Here is a 22,413-nt window from a genome sequence, read left to right on the forward strand (position 1 = left end):
AATTATATAAGTATTTAACTAATACTACTACCATTTAATATTGACAGATTCTGTCATTCCCGCAGAGGCGGGAAACCCCTTACCTGGTACGGCGGCATTATGAACATGAATTGGATTCCCGCCTTCGCGGGAATGACAGAAAATTAAATTACATATTATTGTTGAGTACCGTTATTATTAGAGTTGCTATTATCAGTACCAGCTTTGCTAATTAAGTCTTGTAATGTTTCAGGACTTGCTGCACCAGGAATAAACGTTGGCTGAGTGCCTTGCTTAAATTGTCCTGCAGGTGTTGAAGCAATCACAAATGCAGGCGTACCCATTAAACGTAATTTCTCAGCAAGTTGACGATTAGCATCAAGTGCATCAGTCACTGTTTTACTATTCATATCGGTTTTAAATTTATTCATATCTAAACCAATTGACTTAGCAGCATTTTCAATTAATTGATCATTTAAGCGCTGGTCTTGTTTAAATAACGCTTCATGCATTTGCAAGTATTTACCTTGCATAGCAGCAGCTAATGCAGCACGAGAAGCATTATCTGAACTTTTACCAAATATAGGAAACTCTTTATAAATAACACGTAGATTATTATTCTTTTTAATTAAATCAGCGATAACAGGCGCCATTTTTTTACAATGAATACATTGATAGTCAAAGAACTCAACTAATGTTACATCGCCTTTAGGATTACCTACTACAGTTAGTGGATCATTAAATAACTGCTGAGTATTTGCTGAAATCGCTTGCTGAGCTTCTTGCTGCATTGATTGTTGCTGTTTTTGCTGCAACGCTTGTGAAGCTTCAATAAGCACTTCTGGATTACTCACTAGATAATCATGTACAACTTTTTGAATATCTTTCTTTTGTGCGTCCGTGAAGCTACTGGTTGTTGAATTAGTATTACTACTATCAGCAGCCATCAATGTTGGTGAAACAATTGTTGCCATCAGCGCACTTGCTGTTACTAATGTTTTTAATTTCACAACTTTCCCCTTTTTTTATTTTGCAATGCGAAACGTAGCATCGGCTACGTTTAAATTCAAGCTAAGTTTAACTGAAAGGATTGTTGAGGCAAGTCCTTTTATTTTAAAGATTCCATGTATAAACGAAATTTATTTTCTAAAAGTATTAAGAGCAACCCTCTAAAAAGGTTAAATTAGCATAGGCTAAAACTAACCATTTTATACCGTGAAGTTTAAATCTAATCTGTACACGAGTATGAGCCCCACTCCCTTCGACTGATAAAATTTTACCTGGACCAAATTTAGCATGGGAGACATTTTGTCCTATTCTTACGCCTGCTTCTTTAGCCGTCATTAAATTAGTCCTTTGATCAGCTGCTTTAATAACTGGCGTTTGGAAGCGAGCCCCAACCCGTATTTCTTCTAATAATTCTACGGGAATTTCTCTTAAAAACCGGGAAGGCTTATGATACTCTTCCCGGCCATATTGCCTGCGAATTTCTGCATAAGTGATGATAAGTCTCTTCATTGCGCGTGTCATGCCGACATAACATAAACGTCGCTCTTCTTCTAAACGGCCAGGCTCTTCAACAGATTGTTTGCTGGGAAATAATCCCTCTTCTAAACCAACTAAAAATACTAATGGAAACTCTAAACCTTTGGCAGCATGCAAAGTCATTAAATGCACATATTGTTCATGGGCTGCTGCTTGCATCTCCCCTGCTTCTAAGGATGCATGTGATAAAAATGCAGTCAACAGCGACATAGGCTCATTCATATCTTGTTCATAACGAAATTGCTTAGCGGCATTAATTAATTCTTGTAAGTTATCTAATCGCGACTCCGCCTTATCATTTTTCACTTTAGCAAAGTGATCATATAAGCCACTTTCTTGAATAACAGTACTAATTTGCTCATCTAATTCTTGTGTTTTTGTTTTCTCACGTAAGTTAACTATTAAAGTAATAAATTTCATTAAGGCAAGTGCTGCGCGCGAAGGCAACATTTTTTCTTGTAACATCTTATTGGTTGCTTGCCATAATGATGATTGCTGCGATTTTGCTAATTCACGTATTTCATCAAGTGTCTTTTCACCAATGCCGCGTGCTGGAAAATTGACAACACGTTCAAAAGCAGCATCATCATGAACATTAACAAGCAATCTTAAATAAGCAAGCGTGTCTTTAATTTCTGCACGTTCAAAGAAGCGTACGCCACCATGTATCCGATAAGCAATTCCAGCCCGCAGTAACGTCTCTTCTATTACACGTGACTGGGCATTAGAGCGATATAGTACGGCAATTTCATTAGGATTTACGTCATTTTGGATAGCCATGTTAATACGCTCACTAACAAAACGTGCCTCATCCAATTCGTTAAAAGCACTATAGACGACAATTTTTTCGCCCGCTGTGCCTTGTGTCCATAATTCTTTACCCATACGCGCGTTATTATTTTCAATCAATGCATTGGCGGCATTAAGAATAGTAGAGGTTGAACGATAATTTTGTTCCAACCGAATGACTGCGGTTTGTTTAAAATCTTGGGAAAACTGCTGAATATTTTCAACTTTAGCACCACGCCAGCTATAAATTGATTGATCATCATCACCTACGGCCATTACGGATGCATGCTCTCCAGCAAGAAGGCGAATCCAAGCATACTGAATAGCATTCGTATCTTGAAACTCATCTACCAAAATTGCTTGAAAGCGGTGTTGGTAATGAGACAAAATATCTGGATTATTACGTAATAATTCATGCGTACGTAATAATAATTCTGCAAAGTCAATTACTCCTGCCTGAGCGCAAGCCTCTTCATAGTGTTTATAAATTTGAATAAGTGTACGTGTTGGACCATACGATAAAGGTTGGATATGATGTGGACGTAAGCCTTCATCTTTTTTACTATTTATAAAAGCTTGGGCCTGCTTAAATGGCCACTGATCAGGGTCTAATCTTAATGCAGCAATAACTCGTTTGATTATTCTTATTTGATCTTCACTATCTAATATATGGAAATGCTCAGGTAAATTAGCAGCTTGATAATGACGTCGTAATAGGCGATGACAGAGGCTATGAAATGTTCCTACCCATAGGCCCATTACAGGAACATTTAATAAATGATTAAGGCGAGCTTTCATTTCACCTGCAGCTTTATTGGTAAAAGTTACAGCCAAAATAGCATGAGGAGACATCAAATGATGTTCTATTAGCCAAGCAATACGACTGATTAGAACCCGGGTTTTACCACTACCTGCACCAGCTAAAACTAAAATATTCCCTAACGGTGCAGTTACTGCCTGACGTTGCTGTTGATTTAATCCATCAAGTAAAGCTGCCATGGGTTGACTCATTGTTAATACTAAATGCGCATTATCTTTAATTTACATGATAAAAACAAAGCTTTAAGCCGATTATTTTAAAATGTTATGCAGCAATATTAGTTAGATGATTATAAATTAATCTAATATTAGTTTATATGTTTATTTATTAAACATAGACTATGAGTTTTTAAAGAGCTTGAAAATTTAATTTAAAATGACAATTTTTCAGTAAAAAATTGAAGAATTATGAGGTAGGCGCTCTTCTACCCTTTACTTGCCCATGGGAGCAGTGAAATAGATGGCTGGATCCCGCGAACAAGTCGCGGGACGTAGGTGGAATATTAGGGATGTTAGTGGTGTATTGAAGAAGTTATTAAAGTATGAGGAACCTTGGTGAACTTAGGGAAATTGGTGGAGATTAAAAAGTTTTTAAATTTTTTGTCAAATAAAAGGAAGTCTCTACCTTTATTCAATATAAGAGAATATTATGCAAAATCTTTATCCTGTTATTAAGCCTTATGCTTATCACGAATTACCGGTGGGTGCACCACATATACTTTATATTGAGGAAGTAGGTAATCCTTATGGAATTCCAGTAATAGTCTTACATCCTGGGCCTGGTGCAGGAGGCGATTCCACCTTACGACGCTTTTTTGACCCTGAACTTTATCGAATTATACTTTTTGATCAACGAGGCTGCGGACGGTCAGTGCCTCACGCTACTATTGAAAATAACACTACTGAGCAATTAATTTCAGATATCGAAACTATACGTAACTTTTTACAATTAGACCGTATCATAATTTTTGGTATTGGCTGGGGCAGCTTGCTCGCACTTTTATATACTCAAAAATATTCCTCCCAAGTTATTAGTTTAATATTACAATGTGTGTTTCTAGGAAGTCAGCAAGAGATGAACTGGTTTTATAGCAATGGTGCTAATAAGGTTTATCCAGATTACTGGAAAGACTTTTGTGAATTGGCCTCATCAAATGAGTGTAAAACAATTATTCAATATTATGCTAATTGCTTACAGGGAAATAATGAAGTAGCGCGCATGGCTGCCGCTAAAAATTGGGCTCTCTGGCAGGCTCGTTGCAGTTGTTTACAGGTTCACACCAGTCTTATTGAAGAACAAACAGAACCTCACTTTGCACTTGCGTTAGCAACCCTACAAACTTATTATTTAAATAATGATTATTTTCTTAACAATAATCAAATCTTAAATCATATTGATAAAATAAAGCATATTCCAGCTTACTTAATTCATGGACGTTATGATATGGTATGCCCTTTAACTAACGCTTGCGTGTTACATCAAGCCATGCCCTTATCTGAATTAAGTATCGTTAGAGAAGCAGGCCACTCTTATCATGAGATGGGTATCATTGATGCTATTATTACTGCCACCAAGTATATTGCTTTTAAGAATAATGATCTATGTTAATTGTTATCCAACGTGTCAAACATGCCCAAGTTGATGTCAATCAAACTACTATTGCTAAAATAAACCATGGCTTATTAATTTTGTGTGGCTTTGCCCCTTTAGATTCAGAAAAAACACTTCATGCGATGCTAAATAAATGCTTAAAGTATCGTATATTTGATGACTCTGAAGGTAAAATGAATCTAAATATCTCACAAGTGCAAGGTGGTTTATTATTAGTACCACAATTTACTTTGCTCGCTGAAACTAATTCCGGCTTGCGCCCAAGTTTCTCTAAAGCCGCCTCACCCTTGCAAGGTAAGCAACTATTTGAGCAATTAAAAGAATTAGCGACAGAAATGTATAACCCAGTCGCTTTTGGTGAATTTGGTGCCAATATGCAAGTTCATTTATGTAATGATGGCCCTGTTACATTCGTCATGGAATTTTAACCTCACCTTGGCTGGGTAAGTCTATAATTGCCTTATTTTAGAAGATTAATTCCTATAGTTTGCAAGTCTATTAAAGTGGTGTAACATCAAATTAATTCTTAAAAAAAGAAAAACTTATCATGCGCTTAAATGTAAAGCTAACCGCTGTACTAAGCTCCTTATTTCTGTCTAGTTGCATTCATACGGGGACCAACCCAGATGATCCTTATGAAGCACTTAATCGAAGAGTTCATAATTTTAATATGGCTTTTGATGCAACTATATTAAAACCACCTGCTAAGTTCTACAAAGCTGTTGTTCCTGCCCCAGTTCGAGCAAGCGTTAATAATTTTTATAGCAATATTAATATGATACCTACTGTTGCTAATGATCTCTTACAAGTTGATTTTAGTTATGCACTTAAAGATACATGGCGCTTCTTCATTAATTCCACTTTTGGTATTGGCGGCTTATTTGATGTTGCTAACAATTTTGGCTTACCTTCTCATAGTAATGATTTAGGCCTTACTTTAGCAAAATGGGGACATAAAAAATCAGCTTATTTAGTTATTCCCTTTTTAGGTCCGAGTACTATTCGTGATGGTGCAGGCATGCTAGGGGACTATTTTCTAACGCCATATCCTTATATAACCTTTGATAACCATATCATCCTGTATAGCCTATTAAGCTTACGCTATATCGATTTACGGGCACAATATTTAGATAACGAACGTGTGCTTGAAGAAGCGCTTGATAAATATACTTTCTTAAGGGACGCATACCTGCAAAATCGCAATTACCGCATTACAGGCGAGCTTGTCGCAAATGATTCTGATACCGATGAATTATATGTCGACGGTGATGATGAAGATGAGCAAGAGGCAGGTGCGGATTATGTTGATGAGGATGAGGATCAAGAAGTAGGTGCTGACTACGTTGATGATGAAGGCTCAGAAAAAGTCATTAAAAATAAAAAAATTGATAAGATATCGGGTGATGTAGCTAACCAAGCAGCGGCTAAATCGGCTAGAAATACTATTGATATCCCTGTTACGCAGTCAATTGAGCAGGCAACTAATTTTAACGATAAAAACAGTGTCCTTAAGAAATCATCAAGCTAATAAAGGATTAGCTAAATTTTAAATTTAATAATGTGATCATTTATATAAAGCGCTCTGACCTATTTTTTTGTAGTCAATTTACGCTAAAATAAGTCACTTAATGAGCCTTTTAAGTAAGTCATGTAATTGAGTTGGCAAATATAGCGTCACCCACTTAGGTTTAGATAAGGCGTAAGTGAAGGAGTGTACATAGAAGCACTGTACTTCGCCGAATGAGCCTACAACGCAGCATAAAGCTTAGTGGGTGGCGATATATGCTATCTGAAACTGCTTGACCTGCTGATATATTTTAAAGAAGTAATTTAATGCTACATATCGCTTTATATCAACCAGAGATTCCCCCTAATACTGGTAATATTATTCGTCTATGTGCCAACAGTGGCGCTAAGCTTCATCTAATTCATCCTTTAGGTTTTACACTAGATGATAAACGTATGCGCCGGGCAGGCCTAGATTATCATGAGTGGGCAAATATAATTCATTATGATAGTGAAGAAATTTTTATAGAGCAAAATAAAGAGCGGCGAATTTTGGCTTGCTCTACCAAAGGCAGTCAGGGTTATCATACAATAACTTATCAAGATGAAGATCTTTTATTGTTTGGGCCAGAAACACGTGGCTTACCCAAGACCATACTTGAGCGCTACTTAGCAATCCGTATTCCTATGCATAAAAATAGCCGTAGTTTAAATTTGTCTAATGCTGTAGCAATTATCTTGTTTGAAGCATGGCGGCAATTAGGATTTACTTAAAAGTTGTGTTTCTAAAAATTTTAAATAATTACCCGTAATATCGATACCTGTTTCGGCCATTATCTCTTTAGCGCATGTAGGGCTGGTAACATTAATTTCGGTAAGATAATCACCAATAACGTCAATACCAACAAAATATAGCCCCATTTTCTGTAACGTCGGGGCAAGTTGTTGGCATATGAACCGATCGCGCTCACTAATAGGCACAACCTTTCCTTGCCCCCCAGCAGCCAAATTACCACGTAGCTCACCTTTTACTGGTATACGTGCTAAAGCATAAGGAACCGGCTCACCATTGATAACAATAATTCTCTTATCACCTGATGTTTTTATCTCAGGAATATACTGCTGCGCCATAATACTTAGTGTTTGCTGGCGAGTTAATACTTCTAAAATAACTGATAAATTATCACCCTTCTCATCAACGTGAAAAATAGCTTGCCCACCCATTCCTTCTAGCGGTTTATAAATGACATTTTGATGCTCTTGCCAAAATTTACGTAAATTGCTTATATTTTTAGATACTAATGTAGGCGGACAACATGCCTGAAAGTTAAGTGTAAAAAATTTTTCATTGGCATCGCGCAAACTTTGAGGCTTATTTGCAACCAAAACACCTTCACGTTCAGCCAATTCTAATGCATAAGTATTATAAATATATTCTAAATCAAATGGCGGGTCTTTACGCATTAGAATAATATTAAAATTGCTTAAAGGGAGCTCACCTAACGCTTTAGTTTCTGCCCATGTTGTTTTACTTTCATCAGTAATAACAATACTATTCATTTGTGCATAGGCTTGTCCTGCACGACAACTAATATCTATGGGAGTAAAATAAGCGCAAGTCCAGCCTAACTGTTGGGCGCTTTTTAACATAGCAATAGTTGTATCTTTGTAAGGCTTAATTAAATGCAGTGGATCCATTAACACTGCTAATTTCATCACTCACCTCCAATAGCAGCAATTTCTCGTGCCGCCGCAAGTGCCGCTAATCGAGCAATAACGCCATAGGCATAAAAGCGATTGGGGCAATCAACCGGATCACGATCATAGCGAGGCATATTACAGGGTTGTTTAAATGCTAAAGGTTCAAAATGCATGCCTGGTGCATTTAAGTTCTCATTGGTTCCGCGGCCTTGATGCACACGATAAAATCCCCCTACAACAAATTGGCCTATCATATAAACAACAGGTTCAGCAACAGAACCATCTGCCATCGTTTCAAAAGAATAAATTCCTTCTTGAATAATCACTCTACTGACTTTTTGACTGCCTTTACTTGCCGCCATACGCGTTCGTTGTTTCCGGTTTAATTGACGCAATTCTTCTGCATCGTGAATCATCATCACACTCATGCCATAAGTACCGTTATCCGCTTTAATTGCTAAGAAAGGTTCTTCTTTAATACCATAGTATTCATATTTCTCTTTAACTAACAAGAATAATTTACTAGCTTCTTCAGCTAATTCATCAAGCCCTTCTTGTGCCATAAAATCGACATTATCAACGGCCTTAAAATAAGGATTAATTAGCCATTGATCTAGATTAACTAATTCGGCAAACTCGCTTGTGACTTGATCAAAAAAACTAAAATGAGTTGACTTTAAACGATTAAACCAACCTAATTGAGCAGTTGGACGAATTCGTTGCTGTATACCTTGTAAGATAGGTGGTATTCCAGTCGATAAATCATTATTAAGCACAATAATACAGGGTTCAAAATCCTCCAATTTTACTTTATTACCCTCACGAACTAATGGCTCAACTAATAAAAACTCTCCATCTTCAGTAGTCATTTCTTGCGGCATTGTTATTTCGGGATTAAGACTACCAATACGAACAATAAATCCTGCTTTAACTAAAATATCTCTTAATACATTTAGACTTTTTAAATAAAATTGATTACGAGTGTGACTTTCTGGTAGCAAAAGAATACGTTTACAATTAGGCAAATAATCAAATAAAACAGATTGCATTGCTTGCACACAAAGTGGCATAAAATCCGGGTTGAGATTATTAAAACCTGCAGGAAATAAATTAGTATCTACTGGTGATAATTTAAAACCAGCATGGCGTAAATCAACTGAAGAGGTAAGCGGCGGTGGTGTTTCTTGCCATTTTTGTCTAAACCAAGATTCGATGGTTGCCACCTGACCCAAAATAACTTTTTCTATATGATAAAGAGGCCCAAAATTTACTGTCGTTAAATGTGGAACTGGAATAGTATCAGAAAGCATGATTCTCTCACTTGTCATTGAGACAGAACAATTGGTTAACAAGAGCTCGTTTGATTAAAAGGATATAGGATAACGATGAAAAGGATATTAGAAAAGAGTAAGTCGATTAAATCAACATTTATAAATAATTTCCTTTCTTTACTGAAATATCCATGAAACTATTTTATACATCGCAGCTTAGATTACTTCTATTTACTCCCTCTCTCGCGAAAAAAACATCATTATACTATTCAACTTTCTTACACGGAATAAGGAGCTTTTTGACTCTTGATAAATAGGAACTACATAATTTAAAGCTATGGCGCTTACCAAAATTTTGATATGTGATTTATACCTGTTTACTGAAATTTAATCTTATAAAGGTATTAATATAGTTAATTTTAATCAATTTTGAGCTTTGCTTATTTTATGACAACTCCTTATACTTCCTTGTATTATTTAAGGGAGTTTAAGTCCTTAGCAAAGGCTAACAAGTTTAAATTTAAGGTTATATAAGTTGAATAAACAACTAAATTTATTTCAAGCAGGAAAAGCGTTATTACTTCTCATTCTTTTAGGTTTTATCTGGGGGTCAGGTTATAGCTTAGCTCGCTATGCTATGTTAAATCAAGTCTCTCCCCTGGGTTATGCTTTCTGGCAATCGGCTGGTCCGGCTTTTTTGCTGACTTTATTGTGCCTTTTTAAAAAAAGAAAAGCGCTTTTTCAATTTTCCTATTGGCCTTACTTTTATGCGTGTGGCTTATTAGGTATCGCTATTCCTAATACTAATATGTATTTTATTGCTCCTCATATTCAAGCAGGCTTATTAGCAGTATTAGTTAATATCGTGCCTCTTCTTGTTTATCCCTTAGCTTTAATTTTTAGACAAGAACGATTTGATCTAGGGCGCATTACTGCGGTATTTTTGGGTGTATTTGGTATCTTACTTATCTTATCACCGACAAACGCAGAACTTACAACACATTGGACAGTCATTGCCTTAATAAGCCCCGTAGCCTTTGCTATCTGTTCTATTTTTATAAGCATTTACCAACCAAAATCTGTTGATGCACTTTCTGCAGCCTGTGGCATGTTAATTACCGCAACGTTCATGCTTATACCAGTAATTTGTAAACAACATGCCTTTTATTCCCTTATGCCCCCTATGACATTACCTAAACAAGCTATTTTATTAGAGATACTATTATCTACGTTAGGATATATTCTTTTCTTTAAACTCATCAATTTTGCAGGTCCTGTATTTTATAGTTTAACTGGTGGCGCAGTTGCTTTAACGGGTCTATTTTGGGGATTTATTATTTTTCATGAAATCCCTAACCAATCTCAAATGATAGCGATTGCCTGCGTAATTATTGCTATCCTTCTGTTATCATGGCGTCAATCACAGCAAACAGACTATTTAGGTAAGAAACCGTGTTACCCTTCATGAATTTAAATTGGATAAGAAAATGTTAAATGACTTAGCGCAGCAGTTTAGTAACCAAATTATAAATTTCAACTACCTTTTATTGCTTATTAATGCTCTATTACATGTCATATTTGCTGGCGCAGTAGCTAGAGATGCAGGTAGCTTAACTAAAACTGGACAAAGGTTAGCTTTAGTTTCAGCTCCAAGTTGGGCGTTTGCAACTCTAATTGGTGGAATTGTTACTGCCGCTATTTATTGGTTTATTCATCACTCGACATTAACTCGACCCTCCTTAAGAGAATTTTTATGACTAATCAACCTATACAAACTATTGATGTGCATGAATTAAAACGTCTACTTGATCATCATGCAAAGCTTTGTCTTATCGATGTTAGAACATCTGAGGAATGGCAGGAAGTGCATATTCCACATGCCATTCATCTGCCTAAAGATGAACTAATTAATAGCATTGCAACCCATGTACCTGATTTAGAGCAGCCTATTTATTTACATTGCAAAGCGGGCATACGTTCATTAGATGCTGCCCAAAAATTGCAAGAAATGGGTTATAAACATGTATATTCTGTCAATGGTGGTATTATTGATTGGATACAACATAATTATCCTACTATTCAGCAATAAATAAGGTAAAATAATTAAATTAAACACTACCCGAAGGTAGTGTTAATTAATTATATCGTTGAAGTTACCTTAGTTTCTACTACCTCATCCTTTTCATCCTTTTTTGATGACGGGTTAGTAGTAGATGGATGTTCAGGTGCAGACCCACTAAACATTCTAAAAATACCCTTTGAGTGGCGCTCTACCTTAACTTTCTCTTTAGCTTGTTGAACTTTCTGTTCAGTTCTTACGTCAGTATTTTCTCGCGCATTTTTGTGAGCTTCTAGTGAAGTTTCATGATTAAGAGCAACGACTGTGTTAAACAATTCATGTAAATCTAATTTCTTAATACTTGAGAATGGCGTTTCTTCCTGAACATATTCTAAAGAAGCATTTTCATAAATATAAGGCATTAGATACTTATGCGCATAGCCAACCAGTGATAGCTTACTTGCATTATCCAATACCTTCACTTCAGTATCTTTTTCACTTTCCGGCATGAGGCCAACTGCGCGTCGCAACCCATTATATAAGTTACTAGCACTTGGATCACGTAAGGTATATGTTTTAGAAATTTGGTCTAGAATAGCAAGCGCTATACCAGTGAAACATCTCGCTCTTTTATTATCATCTAATCTATCTTTAGAAAATCCTAACGTTGTAGACGCATCAAGATCATCAAGTAATTTCCATAAAAATTCAACTTGAGTATTACGAGGTTTATCTAACTTATTTATTGCTTTAAATAGATTTGCGTCTGGTTTGTCTGATTGGTGCGTATAATCCGCATCAATAAGTTGATGGTACTTTAATAAATTTACCGTCTCATTAAGCAGTATCCGTTTTATATCCAAAAGAGGCTTTACATGGAAACTCATTTCCTTTTCTCCTTAAACTCCATAAAAATATCACGTGAGCTCAACTCACTTAACCAGTGTAAACCAATTAAAAGATTTCGTCATGCATTTTGTTTATACTATCTTACCAAATTGCAACCTACTGATTTTATGTTAAATATTTATGATAATAACTTGAATTTGATTTTTAAATAACCATTTTGCATATTAAATTCTACTTATTTGAGTCTTAACTATTTACCTTAGAGATAATCTCCCTTAGCATGTTAAGCCATAACTTAATTTTGTATAATATAGCGGTCTTTGAAACAAACTAATTATAGAGTGAACACAGGTTAATTATAGGAACCATCCATTAGACTTCTTTGGAAGTTGCCCAGTTTCCAAAGAAGTCTATTTCCTAAACGTGAAATTTGAGGTAATAATGAAGAGACTGGCTTTTTTATTTTTAACTGTCTGCTTTAATACAGTTCTTGCACAAACGTCTCCTCCCAAACTTATTGTTCAAATTGTAATTGATCAATTACGGGGTGATTTACTTCATCAATATCAAACTCAATTTGAGTCACTTGGATTTAATTATCTTTTAAAAAATAGCATTGATTTTAGTAATGCTCATCATCCACATGCTAATACAGTTACCTGCGTTGGCCATGCCACCATTGCAACGGGTAGCTATCCTTCCTTACATGGGATTGTGGCAAATGATTGGTTTGATCGACAAACAAAAGCCTACACTTATTGTGTAGAGGATTTAACAACTTTTATTCTCCCTACAACTAGAACAAAAGTAGCGTTAGCTGGACGCTCGCCTCGTAATTTACAAATGTCTACCATTAGTGATGAAATTGTCCTTGCCCAAAGAGGACGGGCTTTTGCTGTGTCATTAAAAGATAGAGCCTCCATTACGCTCGCAGGACATGTCGGCAAAGCGTTTTGGTTTGACAAAGAAAATGGAGGTTTTATTACAAGTAATTATTATTATACTGAATATCCTACTTGGGTAAAAGATTGGAACCAAAATTATAGAAATAACTTTGAAGACTGGGACTTAAGTAAACAACGCCAATATTATCGCTTTGCCAGTACGCCGCTTTTTAAAAATCGTTTTACTGGTTTTGGTCAAACTTTCCCTCATCACCTAGGCTCCGATAATCATAAGCTGTATTACAAATATTTGTCCATGACTCCTTATGCAGATGAATTAACAGCTGATTTCGCTTTAAAACTTATTCAGCAAGAGAAATTAGGAGCATTAAATAATCAAACCGATTACATTGGTATTAGCTTTTCAGCTACTGATGCTATTGGTCATCAATTTGGCCCTAATAGCTTAGAATCAGAAGATAATCTACTTCGTCTTGATCATACATTAGCTAAATTTCTAAAAGCAATTGATAAACAGGTTGGTTTATGCAATACGCTCATTATTCTTTCAGCTGATCATGGTGTTTCCGATTCACCAATTTATCTGACGTCTCGTCATTTTGATCAAGTCCTACCGTTAAAGAGAAATGAGGTACGTAACGTCATTGAAACAGTTTTAAAAGAGCGCTTCAATTTACCAGCTAAGACACTGGAATCCTTTGCACCACCCTACCTGTATTTAAATCATGAAATTATTAACGAAAATAAATTATCTATACAGCAAATAAGTACGACGCTTGCTGATGTTTTACGACAACAACCTGGAATCTTTCAAGCTTACCCTTTACCCATCGCTGGTATTGAGAGAAATTGGTTGAGTAAAAAAGTGGATAACATGGCATCGCCTAAGCGTTCTGGTGATGTGTATATTGTACCACCACCTTACCAATCTCTGGCAAGTCGTGCAGTACGTGTTAATCATGGCACGCCATGGCAATATGATACCTATGTACCTTTATTATTTGCTAATCCAATGTTTAAAAAACAGCAAGTAACAAGGCCTGTTTTCACAACAGATATTGCGCCAACTTTAGCCGCTATTCTAAAAATAAAATTCCCATCAGGAACAGTAGGTAAGCCTTTATCTGAGATTACTCATATTTATGGGGACTAAGCTTGAAATTTATTAATAAGACCTATACTTAATTACTAAGCTAACAACTAAAATACAACTATGAATAATGTTAGAACATTTATATTATTAGCAAGCTTAACAGCATTATTATTAGTAATCGGTAACTTATTAGGTGGCAAAGGTGGTCTTATGATTGCCTTTATCTTTGCTCTTATTATGAATTTTAGTGCCTATTGGTATTCAGACAAAATTGTTTTGCGCATGTTTAATGCGGAACCTTTAGACGAGAGCCATCCAATTTATAAAATTGTTGCTGATTTAGCGCAAAGAGCTAATACGCCTATGCCTAAAGTTTATTATATTGATAATCCTACACCGAATGCCTTTGCAACAGGACGCAATCCTGAACATGCTAGTATTGCTGTTACCTCAGGGCTATTAAGTAGAATGACAACTGAGGAGCTAACCGGTGTTCTAGCGCATGAACTATCACATGTCCTTAATCGCGACACCCTAATTAATGTCGTTTCTGCAACCTTAGCGGGGGCTATCGGTAGTATTGCGAATATGTTTATGTGGACGTCTATGCTAAGTCATTCAAGTAATGAAGAACGTCCTAATCCTATTGCAGCCCTTGCTATGATGATACTTGCACCCCTCGCAGCAGGCTTAATTCAGATGGCTGTCTCTCGCTCAAGAGAATATGAAGCAGATGCTGCTGGCGCAAAGCTATGTGGCCAACCACTTTGGTTAGCTAGTGCCTTAGGGAAATTAGAGCTTGCTAAACAGCAAGGTCAATTTACTGAAGCTGAGCAACATCCTACTACTGCCCACATGTTTATAGTAAATCCCTTAAGTGGCGAACGGATTGCTGAATTATTTTCAACACATCCAGTCACTGCCGAACGGATACGTCGCTTACAAGAAATGGTCCGCACTGGTACTGCTCATTATTCAGATTAATGAAAGCTAGAATATTAAGAAATAAATTTATTTATGTTTAACCTAGATCCCGTAAAAGTGCCTCGCTTTTTACGGGATAACGTTCGCTTAGTGACCTATAAGCGTTTTCGTCTCTTTCAGGTCGAACCCATGTTTATTAGCTAACGTTACAAACTTTAAATATAATCCATTACATTTGAAGCTTGCGTTGCGGTTCTATTCTTAGCATAATCTGCGACTATCTTTATTGTATTGAGTTTAATATGGCACAGTTAGGTCATTTTATTATTAATCACTGGTTATTATGGGTACTTTTGTTAATAGTCCTTATTGCTATTTTTATTAATGAATTACTAGAACAGAAAAGGCAAGGACAAGGCGTTAGTCCACAAATGGCAGTTAAACTTATTAATGAAAATGATGCGGTAGTCATTGACTTACGGGATGAAGAAAATTACCGTAAAGGCCATATTGTTAATGCTGTTCGTGCAGCACCAGAAAGTTTCAATAGCAAGCAAATGGATAAATATAAGACAAAACCAATTATTTTAGTTTGTGCCCAGGGCTTAGAGTCAAAAACTCTAGCTGCTAAATTACGTCAGCAAGGTTTTACACAACCTATGGTACTCTCTGGTGGCATTAATGCCTGGCAAAATGCAGATTTACCGCTAGTAAAAGGAAAATAAAATGGCAAATGTAATCATGTATAGCACTTCATACTGTCCGTACTGTATGCGTGCTAAGCAACTTCTTGATAGCAAGGGCGTTTCTTATCAAGAAATTCGTGTTGATGAAGAGCCTGAAAAAAGGGAAGAAATGATGGCTAAGAGCGGAAGACGAACCGTTCCTCAAATTTTCATTAACGATCAATCTATAGGTGGCTGTGATGATTTATATGCTCTTGAGAGCAAAGGCCAATTGGATCAACTTTTAAAAGATTAGGAAATATCATTATGAATGACCAAGTAAGTTCACCTGAACAAAATGCAGAAGCACAATTTATGATTCAGCGAGTTTATGTTAAAGACTCATCTTTTGAAGCGCCAGGCACCCCAGGTGTTTTTCAACAAAAATGGGAACCAGAGCTCACACTTGATATAAACACTGCAAATAATGTCTTAGAAAAAGATGTTTACGAAGTGATATTGACTTTAACAGCGACTGTTAAAAATCAAGGTGCTACTGCTTTTTTAGCCGAGGTTAAGCAAGCAGGTATCTTTACTATTCAAGGCGCTGTTAGTCCTCAATTAGATCATCTCTTAGGTAGTTTCTGTCCTAATATTCTTTTTCCCTATGCACGTGAAGCAATTACTTCTGAAGTGATTCGTGGTAGCTTCCCGCAATTAGTTTTAGCGCCGATTAATTTTGATGCTCTTTATGCGCAACAACTAGAACAGAAGCGCAATCAAGAGACAACATCGGCTCACTAACCCTAAATTTAAAATGAAAAAAAATACGATTGCCATTTTGGGAGCTGGCTCATGGGGAACTGCGATAGCAATTCACTTAGCTCATTATGGCAATCCAGTGATGTTATGGGGGCACTCCCCAGAGCATATAGAAGAAATGCAACAATCTAGGCAGAATAGCCGTTATCTGCCTGGTGTTTCTTTTTCCGACTTAATTTCACCTACCGTTAGTTTAGCTACCTGTTTACAAGAAGCATCGTTTGTTATTGCTGCGGTGCCTTCTCATGCTTTTTGTGAACTACTAAATAAACTAGATAAACCTATGAATGGTCTTGCTTGGCTAACGAAAGGCTTAGATCCCACTACTAATTATTTACTTAGTGATTTAGTGGCTAAACGTTGGGGCCAATCATACCCTATTGCAGTCCTCTCAGGTCCTTCTTTTGCAAAGGAAGTTGCTCATTTTCTACCTACAGCAGTTACACTAGCAGGTAACAATTTAGATTTTCAACAGAAATTACAAAGCTTACTTCATCAACAAAATCTACGTGTTTATCTTAGTACAGATATTATTGGCGTTCAGCTTTGCGGTGCTGTGAAAAATGTTTTAGCTATTGCCTGTGGTATAAGTGATGGCTTAGGCTTTGGCGCAAATGCAAAAGCTGCACTTATTACGCGGGGGCTTGCTGAAATGAGTCGGTTAGGTAAGCATTTAGGGGCTCGTGAGGAAACTTTCCAGGGTTTAGCAGGCGTGGGCGATTTAGTTCTAACATGTACTGATAACCAATCACGCAATCGCCGTTTCGGTATACAGCTAGGTCAAGGTGTAAGCGTCGAATCAGCAGAGAAAGCGATAGGACAAGTTGTTGAAGGAAAACATAACGCCACACAAGTATGTAACTTGGCACGACAGTTACAAGTTGAAATGCCAATTTGTGTTCAAGTTGAATCTTTACTTAAAGGTGAGGTTACTCCTGCCCAGGCTGTAAGTAACTTAATGAATCGTTCTGCACGCAACGAGTAATTAACTACCCTGTTCTGTGAATCGATAATTATTATTTTCCTGTTCTATCGGAAATTGATCTCTAAAGTTATCTAACCATGTAGAATCGGAAAGTGGTAGTAATTCTTTTAAGAGAAAAGCCGCTAAACTATTTAATTTAAATTTTGTCTCAGGATCATTTAAGAACTCATTAATTATAATTCGGGGATCAAGTATAGAATTTAAACTTTTATCTAAATAGGATTCTAATAACTTAGCTCTCTCAACTTTCGTATTAACTTGAAATAAAGTCAAAATTTTACTTGTCTTTTTCTTTTGATCTTCACAAAAAGCCTGAATACCCCTTTTCGCGGCTACAATAATAGCCTTCTTCTGCTCAATATTGATTGCCTCTTCAGGTAATAATATTTTTAAATTATTCTTTTGAAATTCAGAATCCGCTACCTCAAAGCTTTTATTCTTACTAAAATAAGCTAAGACACTTAAAAGTCCAATTAACTCTCTACGTGAGCTTACTTTAAGTAAATTATTATATCTTATATCAATAAATTGAACATTCTCTGGTATAACTCTAAGGAGCTCCATCAAGTTTTTTGGTTGTGAGCCAACCAGCTTTCTTATGTGATTGTAACTTAAATCTAGCGAAGTCACCTGAGATGGAATGTACCTTAATATTTCCATAGTCTGGGGCAAGCTAAATTCATATCTGAAAAATAGATGACTTAGATCTAAGGAAGTTATATGCGAAGGAATACTCTGAATTAATCTAATGACTTGATCTTCAGTAAAATCCTTGTATTTGGATACAGAAAGTAAATGAGCTAAATCTAAAGGACTTTCCTCAGCGGGCATACTTTTAACGAGCCGCTCTATTTTATTAAATTTAGGATCATCTCTGTAATTACCCATCTCAATGTTCCTCTTTAGGGAATTTCTATTACTTTAATTCAGCTATCCTAATAGTAATTCATGAAAATCTATAAATCCCTTATTTTAAGATTAGGCTTTAACTTAATAAAAAGTAATTATAATGTTCGAAATTCTTACATTTTTTTGTATAACATGGTCATAAATATTAAAACTTTAACAATATTAACACTAATTGTATTAATATTTATCAAATAAATAAGAAAATTTCTATTTATTTACATTTTATTTTTTAAGACGGTAATTAGTAAATTTGTACTAAATAAAATGGCGCTTTGAGGTAATGAAGCCCGAAAAGCCATAAATTGGTGCCCAGGGCCGGAGTCGAACCGGCACGGAGTTTAACCTCCGAGGGATTTTAAGTCCCTTGCGTCTACCTGTTTCGCCACCTGGGCATGTTTGAAGGCTGAGGCCGGAATCGAACCGGCGTACACGGCTTTGCAGGCCGCTGCATAACCACTCTGCCACACAGCCAAATATCAAGGCCGATTTAAAAAAAAAGCGACCGTAGCTGTCGCTTAAATTTGGAGCGGGAAACGAGACTCGAACTCGCGACCCCAACCTTGGCAAGGTTGTGCTCTACCAACTGAGCTATTCCCGCGTCACTACGGGTTGCATTCTACCGAAATCTCTAACACTGTCAATAAGTAACTTCACTTTTTTTTGTTAATTCCGGCCAGGCAATTGTCAAGTAAATCACCATTGACCAAATTGTTAAAATTGCGGCTATATAAAGTGAAGCAAAACCTAAAACACCCCACCAAGATAGGGCCGGATCAAACGCAACTAATAACACTAAAGCAACCATCTGAACGGTAGTTTTTACTTTACCTATATAGCTAACTGTCACACTGGCTCGTCTACCTATTTCAGCCATCCACTCACGTAAGGCTGAAATGACAATTTCGCGGCCAACAATAATAATTGCGGGAAGGGTAATATAATTAATATCTTTAGCACCTACTAACAATAAGAGCGTACTAGCAATTAGCAATTTATCAGCTACCGGATCAAGAAAAGCGCCAAATGGCGAAATCATCTTTAATTTACGAGCAAAATAACCGTCAAGCCAATCGGTAAAGCTTGCAAAAGCAAATATAATAGCCGCTAAACCATGGGCCCAAGGAAAAGGTAAGTAAAAAACTATAATAAAAATAGGAATTAAAATAATGCGTATTAAAGTTAAAATATTGGGTAAACTGGTTAGCGGGTTCACGGCACCTCTCCTTTCTTAAAGATCGCTTAGATCTTAAGCATTAACTATTACAAATAAGCTGACTACTGTTAAAGCGTAAAATAATTTAATCATTAGACTTCTTCGGAAGCTCTACTACAGAGACGCATTGCTTCGTCGATACAGTGCTCAAATCCTCATGTACTCATGTGTACACTCTAGTTCTACGCTCTCCGTGTCTTCTTGCACTGCACTCTCTGTAGCGAGTTTCCAAAGAAGTCTATTAAACTTTAAATTACACTGTTTTACTCTAAACAACTATTTCAGTAAATAGGATGATGACAACGTAGGTATAACGGCATTAAGCCATATAATTTATTGCCCTTAATAATAGCGAATATTAATCGTTTATTATATTTAAATATTGAGCTAATTGTGAGTAGTTACTAAACACAGCTAAAGCTCCTTTTCCAAGAAGCAAATTAGAATGTTGTTGATGATAAAAATTTACTCCAATTGCATCCATACCTATTGTTTTCGCCATTTCTATATCGCAAACTGAATCCCCAATCATTACTGCTTCATTAACATCTATATCAAATTCTAATAAAATTTCTTCAAGCATTTGTGGACAAGGCTTCGGTGGCAACTGCCCCGCACAACGAACCACTTTGAAAAATAAATCTAAACCTGAACTTTGTAGCGCCCGATTAAGGCTAGTTTGACCTTTGTTACTTGCAATTGCTAAATAAATGCCTTTTTGATAGAGCTTTTCTATAAACCCTTTAGAGCCTGGCATTAAATAAACAGCATAAGGGCGATTAATTAAAGCATGTTGTACGGCTTTTAATAAGTGCTCTTGCTCCGTTGAACTTAATTGGGGAAACAACTTCCTTATTGCGTTTACCAAACCTAATTCAGCAAATTGACGGGCTAGTTTTTGGTCTAGTTCACCATAATTTAAATGCTTAGCTTCACTAGCAATACAATCAAGTACTTGACCTAAGGTATCACTTAAGGTGCCTTCCCAGTCAAATACTACTAAGCGATATTGCTTACTCATAACTTATTAAACTCCGACACGCAATTGTTCTATAGTTTGCGTAAAACGATCATCTAATTTTGCCTCAAAGCGATGCAACTTGCCATTTAGATTAAATTGAATTGCTCTAGCATGCAAATAAAGCCTTAATTTAACTTTAATCATACTTTGGTTTATTAGAGATTTACCATATTTATCGTCGCCGATAATAGGATGACCTAAAAAAGCACTATGAACTCTAATTTGATGGGTACGACCTGTTTTAGGGGTTACTTCTACCCAACAGGCTTGCTCAAAATTTTCAATTAATTTAAATGAGGTTTGTGAAGGTTTGCCCTGCTCATCAACAGTAACAACACGTTCACCTGATTTAAGAGTATTTTTGCAAAGGTTAGCCTTTACCACTTGTTGATCATTGCCTTCCCAGGGGTGAGTAAGTAAAGCCCAATAGATCTTAGTTACTTCATGTTTTGTTAAAGCATCTTGAATTGCCCGTAAAACGCTTCTTTTCTTGGCAATTAACAAACAACCAGATGTATCACGATCGAGCCGATGTACAAGCTCAAGGTAGCTTAAATCGCTACGCAACTTCCTTAACGCTTCAATGACGCCAAGACTCAAACCACTCCCACCATGAACCGCAATACCTGCTGGCTTATTAAGCACTAAAAGTCCATTATCTTCAAAGATAATAGCTTCTTTTAGCTGTTGCTCAAGTTGATTACCAACAAATATAGTCCTTTGATTTGTAGTGCGAATTGGCGGAATACGAATCGAATCACCTTGCACCAATTTTAATGAAGGCTGGGCCCGTTTTTTATTAACTCGCACTTCTCCACCTCGGATAATACGATAAATATGACTTTTCGGAACACCTTTTAAGGTTTTTATTAGATAATTATCAAGCCGTTGACCCTCATCCGTGGCTTTAATAATCTGATATTGTACATCATTCATTCTTGATAAACCTATTTGCTGTTGCTTTTTTTTTTGATAATATAAAGAGTCACAAGAATAATTCTTGTGTCCGAATTATAACGCATAAATGATTAAAAATGTTTAGTTACCGATAATTAATCGGTAAAACTACTATAGAAAACGCGCTTCTCTTGAGTAAATGATATAAGGAAGCAACCAGTATTTAGAGCCCATTAAACGATACTCATGGCTCTCAGATACCTACGCATGTTAGACATATTTAATGCGGAGCTTTATTAGTAAAATTAAGTACTTACTTAATTTTGAGCAAAATAGCTCAAAGCTCAGCTTATGCACCATACTAATTGTGGTGACATGCGTATGGTCTGTCTTTTAATAATAATATTGGACTGCTTAAAGATTATTTTTTGTATGCTTATAAACATGTTAAATGGTAAAAGGCTTACTTAATTAAGTGAAAAAATGAATAGCTTTGAACTGACATCTGCATTAACACTTTTTTACTCCAGTAAATCTAATTTAACTTATTGTCTTGTTAAAACAAGGGAATCAAAATTAAATTTCTGTAAGCAGTATTAAAGCAAGATGGAGAATAACAGGCTATAATAACTATTTATCTAGCCTTACCATTTAAACTTGATTGGTTATGCTATAGAAAGCAAATTAGTTAAGTTGAAAGACTGCTAGAGCATTATTAGGGTTTAAAACACTAGATAAAAATGATTAAGTTTAAATATATAAGATAATCAAAACGAAAATCATATTTAGCCAAATCTTAAGTAATGTAAACATCAGAAATTAACAGGTCTAGCATACACTAATAGATAG

Annotated in this window: 20 protein-coding genes, 3 tRNA genes and 2 pseudogenes; 13 read left to right on the forward strand and 12 right to left on the reverse strand. The window is 36.1% G+C overall.

What is annotated here, in order from left to right:
- Positions 1-155: 155 nt before the first annotated feature.
- Both E1P04_RS07475 and uvrD read right to left on the reverse strand, forming a co-directional pair.
- Entirely contained in the window at positions 156-989 is an 834-nt protein-coding gene (locus E1P04_RS07475) for a DsbA family protein (RefSeq protein WP_131782303.1), read from the reverse strand.
- Positions 990-1,134: 145 nt separating this feature from the next.
- Positions 1,135-3,324, reverse strand: a complete 2,190-nt coding sequence (gene uvrD, locus E1P04_RS07480) for a DNA helicase II (RefSeq protein WP_131782304.1) — start codon at positions 3,322-3,324, stop codon at positions 1,135-1,137.
- Positions 3,325-3,781: 457 nt separating this feature from the next.
- On the opposite strand from uvrD, the gene pip reads away from it, so the two are divergent.
- From pip to trmL, 4 genes and pseudogenes are all read left to right on the forward strand, one after another.
- On the forward strand, positions 3,782-4,741 hold the full coding sequence (gene pip, locus E1P04_RS07485; protein WP_131782305.1) for a prolyl aminopeptidase: 960 nt from the start codon (positions 3,782-3,784) through the stop codon (positions 4,739-4,741).
- Positions 4,735-5,172 (forward strand): D-aminoacyl-tRNA deacylase, encoded by a 438-nt coding sequence (gene dtd / locus E1P04_RS07490; RefSeq protein WP_131782306.1) that lies wholly within the window; start codon positions 4,735-4,737, stop codon positions 5,170-5,172. The genes pip and dtd overlap by 7 nt, the downstream gene beginning before the upstream one ends.
- Positions 5,173-5,291: 119 nt before the next feature.
- Positions 5,292-6,056 (forward strand): annotated as a pseudogene (locus E1P04_RS07495) (MlaA family lipoprotein); the annotation flags it as partial.
- Between the two features lie 521 nt (positions 6,057-6,577).
- Positions 6,578-7,024, forward strand: a complete 447-nt coding sequence (gene trmL, locus E1P04_RS07500) for a tRNA (uridine(34)/cytosine(34)/5-carboxymethylaminomethyluridine(34)-2'-O)-methyltransferase TrmL (protein WP_131782308.1) — start codon at positions 6,578-6,580, stop codon at positions 7,022-7,024.
- Here trmL and gshB read toward each other — a convergent pair.
- Positions 7,010-7,966 (reverse strand): glutathione synthase, encoded by a 957-nt coding sequence (gshB, locus tag E1P04_RS07505; RefSeq protein WP_131782309.1) that lies wholly within the window; start codon positions 7,964-7,966, stop codon positions 7,010-7,012. The two genes, trmL and gshB, sit on opposite strands and share 15 nt — an antisense overlap.
- Positions 7,966-9,261: a glutamate--cysteine ligase gene (gene gshA, locus E1P04_RS07510; protein WP_131782495.1), complete on the reverse strand. Its 1,296-nt coding sequence runs from the start codon at positions 9,259-9,261 to the stop codon at positions 7,966-7,968. Before gshA ends, gshB begins: the two co-directional genes overlap by 1 nt.
- Positions 9,262-9,757: 496 nt before the next feature.
- Here gshA and E1P04_RS07515 point away from each other — a divergent pair, with 496 nt between their 5' ends.
- From E1P04_RS07515 to E1P04_RS07525, 3 genes are read left to right on the forward strand one after another with little or no spacing between them, the layout of a single operon-like run.
- The gene (locus E1P04_RS07515) at positions 9,758-10,690 is read left to right on the forward strand and encodes a DMT family transporter (RefSeq protein ID WP_131782310.1); all 933 of its coding nucleotides are present in this window, start codon (positions 9,758-9,760) and stop codon (positions 10,688-10,690) included.
- Positions 10,691-10,709: 19 nt separating this feature from the next.
- Positions 10,710-10,979 carry a hypothetical protein gene (locus E1P04_RS07520; protein WP_131782311.1) on the forward strand — a complete coding sequence of 90 codons (270 nt, stop codon included), beginning with the start codon at positions 10,710-10,712 and terminating at the stop codon, positions 10,977-10,979.
- A complete protein-coding gene (locus tag E1P04_RS07525) occupies positions 10,976-11,311 on the forward strand; it encodes a rhodanese-like domain-containing protein (protein WP_131782312.1) in 336 nt (111 codons plus the stop codon). Before E1P04_RS07520 ends, E1P04_RS07525 begins: the two co-directional genes overlap by 4 nt.
- Before the next feature lie 50 nt (positions 11,312-11,361).
- Here E1P04_RS07525 and E1P04_RS07530 read toward each other — a convergent pair whose 3' ends face one another.
- Positions 11,362-12,168: a hypothetical protein gene (locus tag E1P04_RS07530; protein ID WP_131782313.1), complete on the reverse strand. Its 807-nt coding sequence runs from the start codon at positions 12,166-12,168 to the stop codon at positions 11,362-11,364.
- Positions 12,169-12,571: 403 nt separating this feature from the next.
- Here E1P04_RS07530 and E1P04_RS07535 point away from each other — a divergent pair, with 403 nt between their 5' ends.
- The 6 genes from E1P04_RS07535 (at position 12,572) to E1P04_RS07560 (ending at position 17,524) form a co-directional block, all read left to right on the forward strand.
- Positions 12,572-14,188 (forward strand): alkaline phosphatase family protein, encoded by a 1,617-nt coding sequence (locus tag E1P04_RS07535; protein ID WP_131782314.1) that lies wholly within the window; start codon positions 12,572-12,574, stop codon positions 14,186-14,188.
- A 60-nt stretch (positions 14,189-14,248) separates the two neighbouring features.
- Entirely contained in the window at positions 14,249-15,112 is an 864-nt protein-coding gene (gene htpX / locus E1P04_RS07540; protein WP_131782315.1) for a zinc metalloprotease HtpX, read from the forward strand.
- 242 nt (positions 15,113-15,354) lie between these two features.
- Positions 15,355-15,777, forward strand: a complete 423-nt coding sequence (locus E1P04_RS07545) for a rhodanese-like domain-containing protein (protein WP_131782316.1) — start codon at positions 15,355-15,357, stop codon at positions 15,775-15,777.
- A 1-nt stretch (position 15,778) separates the two neighbouring features.
- Entirely contained in the window at positions 15,779-16,033 is a 255-nt protein-coding gene (gene grxC, locus E1P04_RS07550) for a glutaredoxin 3 (protein ID WP_115331835.1), read from the forward strand.
- 11 nt (positions 16,034-16,044) lie between these two features.
- Positions 16,045-16,521: a protein-export chaperone SecB gene (gene secB / locus E1P04_RS07555; protein ID WP_131782317.1), complete on the forward strand. Its 477-nt coding sequence runs from the start codon at positions 16,045-16,047 to the stop codon at positions 16,519-16,521.
- A gap of 13 nt (positions 16,522-16,534) precedes the next feature.
- Positions 16,535-17,524 carry an NAD(P)H-dependent glycerol-3-phosphate dehydrogenase gene (locus tag E1P04_RS07560; RefSeq protein WP_131782318.1) on the forward strand — a complete coding sequence of 330 codons (990 nt, stop codon included), beginning with the start codon at positions 16,535-16,537 and terminating at the stop codon, positions 17,522-17,524.
- Here E1P04_RS07560 and E1P04_RS07565 read toward each other — a convergent pair whose 3' ends face one another.
- From E1P04_RS07565 to E1P04_RS07595, 7 genes and pseudogenes are all read right to left on the reverse strand, one after another.
- Complete coding sequence (locus tag E1P04_RS07565) at positions 17,525-18,412, reverse strand: hypothetical protein (RefSeq protein ID WP_131782319.1); 888 nt, start codon at positions 18,410-18,412, stop codon at positions 17,525-17,527.
- Positions 18,413-18,736: 324 nt separating this feature from the next.
- Positions 18,737-18,825 (reverse strand) — tRNA-Leu (locus E1P04_RS07570).
- A gap of 8 nt (positions 18,826-18,833) precedes the next feature.
- A tRNA-Cys gene (locus tag E1P04_RS07575) sits at positions 18,834-18,904 on the reverse strand.
- A gap of 51 nt (positions 18,905-18,955) precedes the next feature.
- Positions 18,956-19,031: transfer RNA gene (locus E1P04_RS07580), tRNA-Gly, on the reverse strand.
- Between the two features lie 39 nt (positions 19,032-19,070).
- Positions 19,071-19,646, reverse strand: a complete 576-nt coding sequence (pgsA, locus tag E1P04_RS07585) for a CDP-diacylglycerol--glycerol-3-phosphate 3-phosphatidyltransferase (protein WP_131782320.1) — start codon at positions 19,644-19,646, stop codon at positions 19,071-19,073.
- Positions 19,647-20,004: 358 nt separating this feature from the next.
- The gene (locus E1P04_RS07590) at positions 20,005-20,667 is read right to left on the reverse strand and encodes an HAD family hydrolase (protein WP_131782321.1); all 663 of its coding nucleotides are present in this window, start codon (positions 20,665-20,667) and stop codon (positions 20,005-20,007) included.
- A pseudogene (locus E1P04_RS07595) lies at positions 20,660-21,603 on the reverse strand (RluA family pseudouridine synthase). Before E1P04_RS07595 ends, E1P04_RS07590 begins: the two are co-directional and overlap by 8 nt.
- Positions 21,604-22,413: the final 810 nt, after the last annotated feature.

The sequence above is a fragment of the Legionella gresilensis genome (genome assembly GCF_900639865.1).
In the GTDB taxonomy this organism is placed as follows: domain Bacteria; phylum Pseudomonadota; class Gammaproteobacteria; order Legionellales; family Legionellaceae; genus Legionella_C; species Legionella_C gresilensis.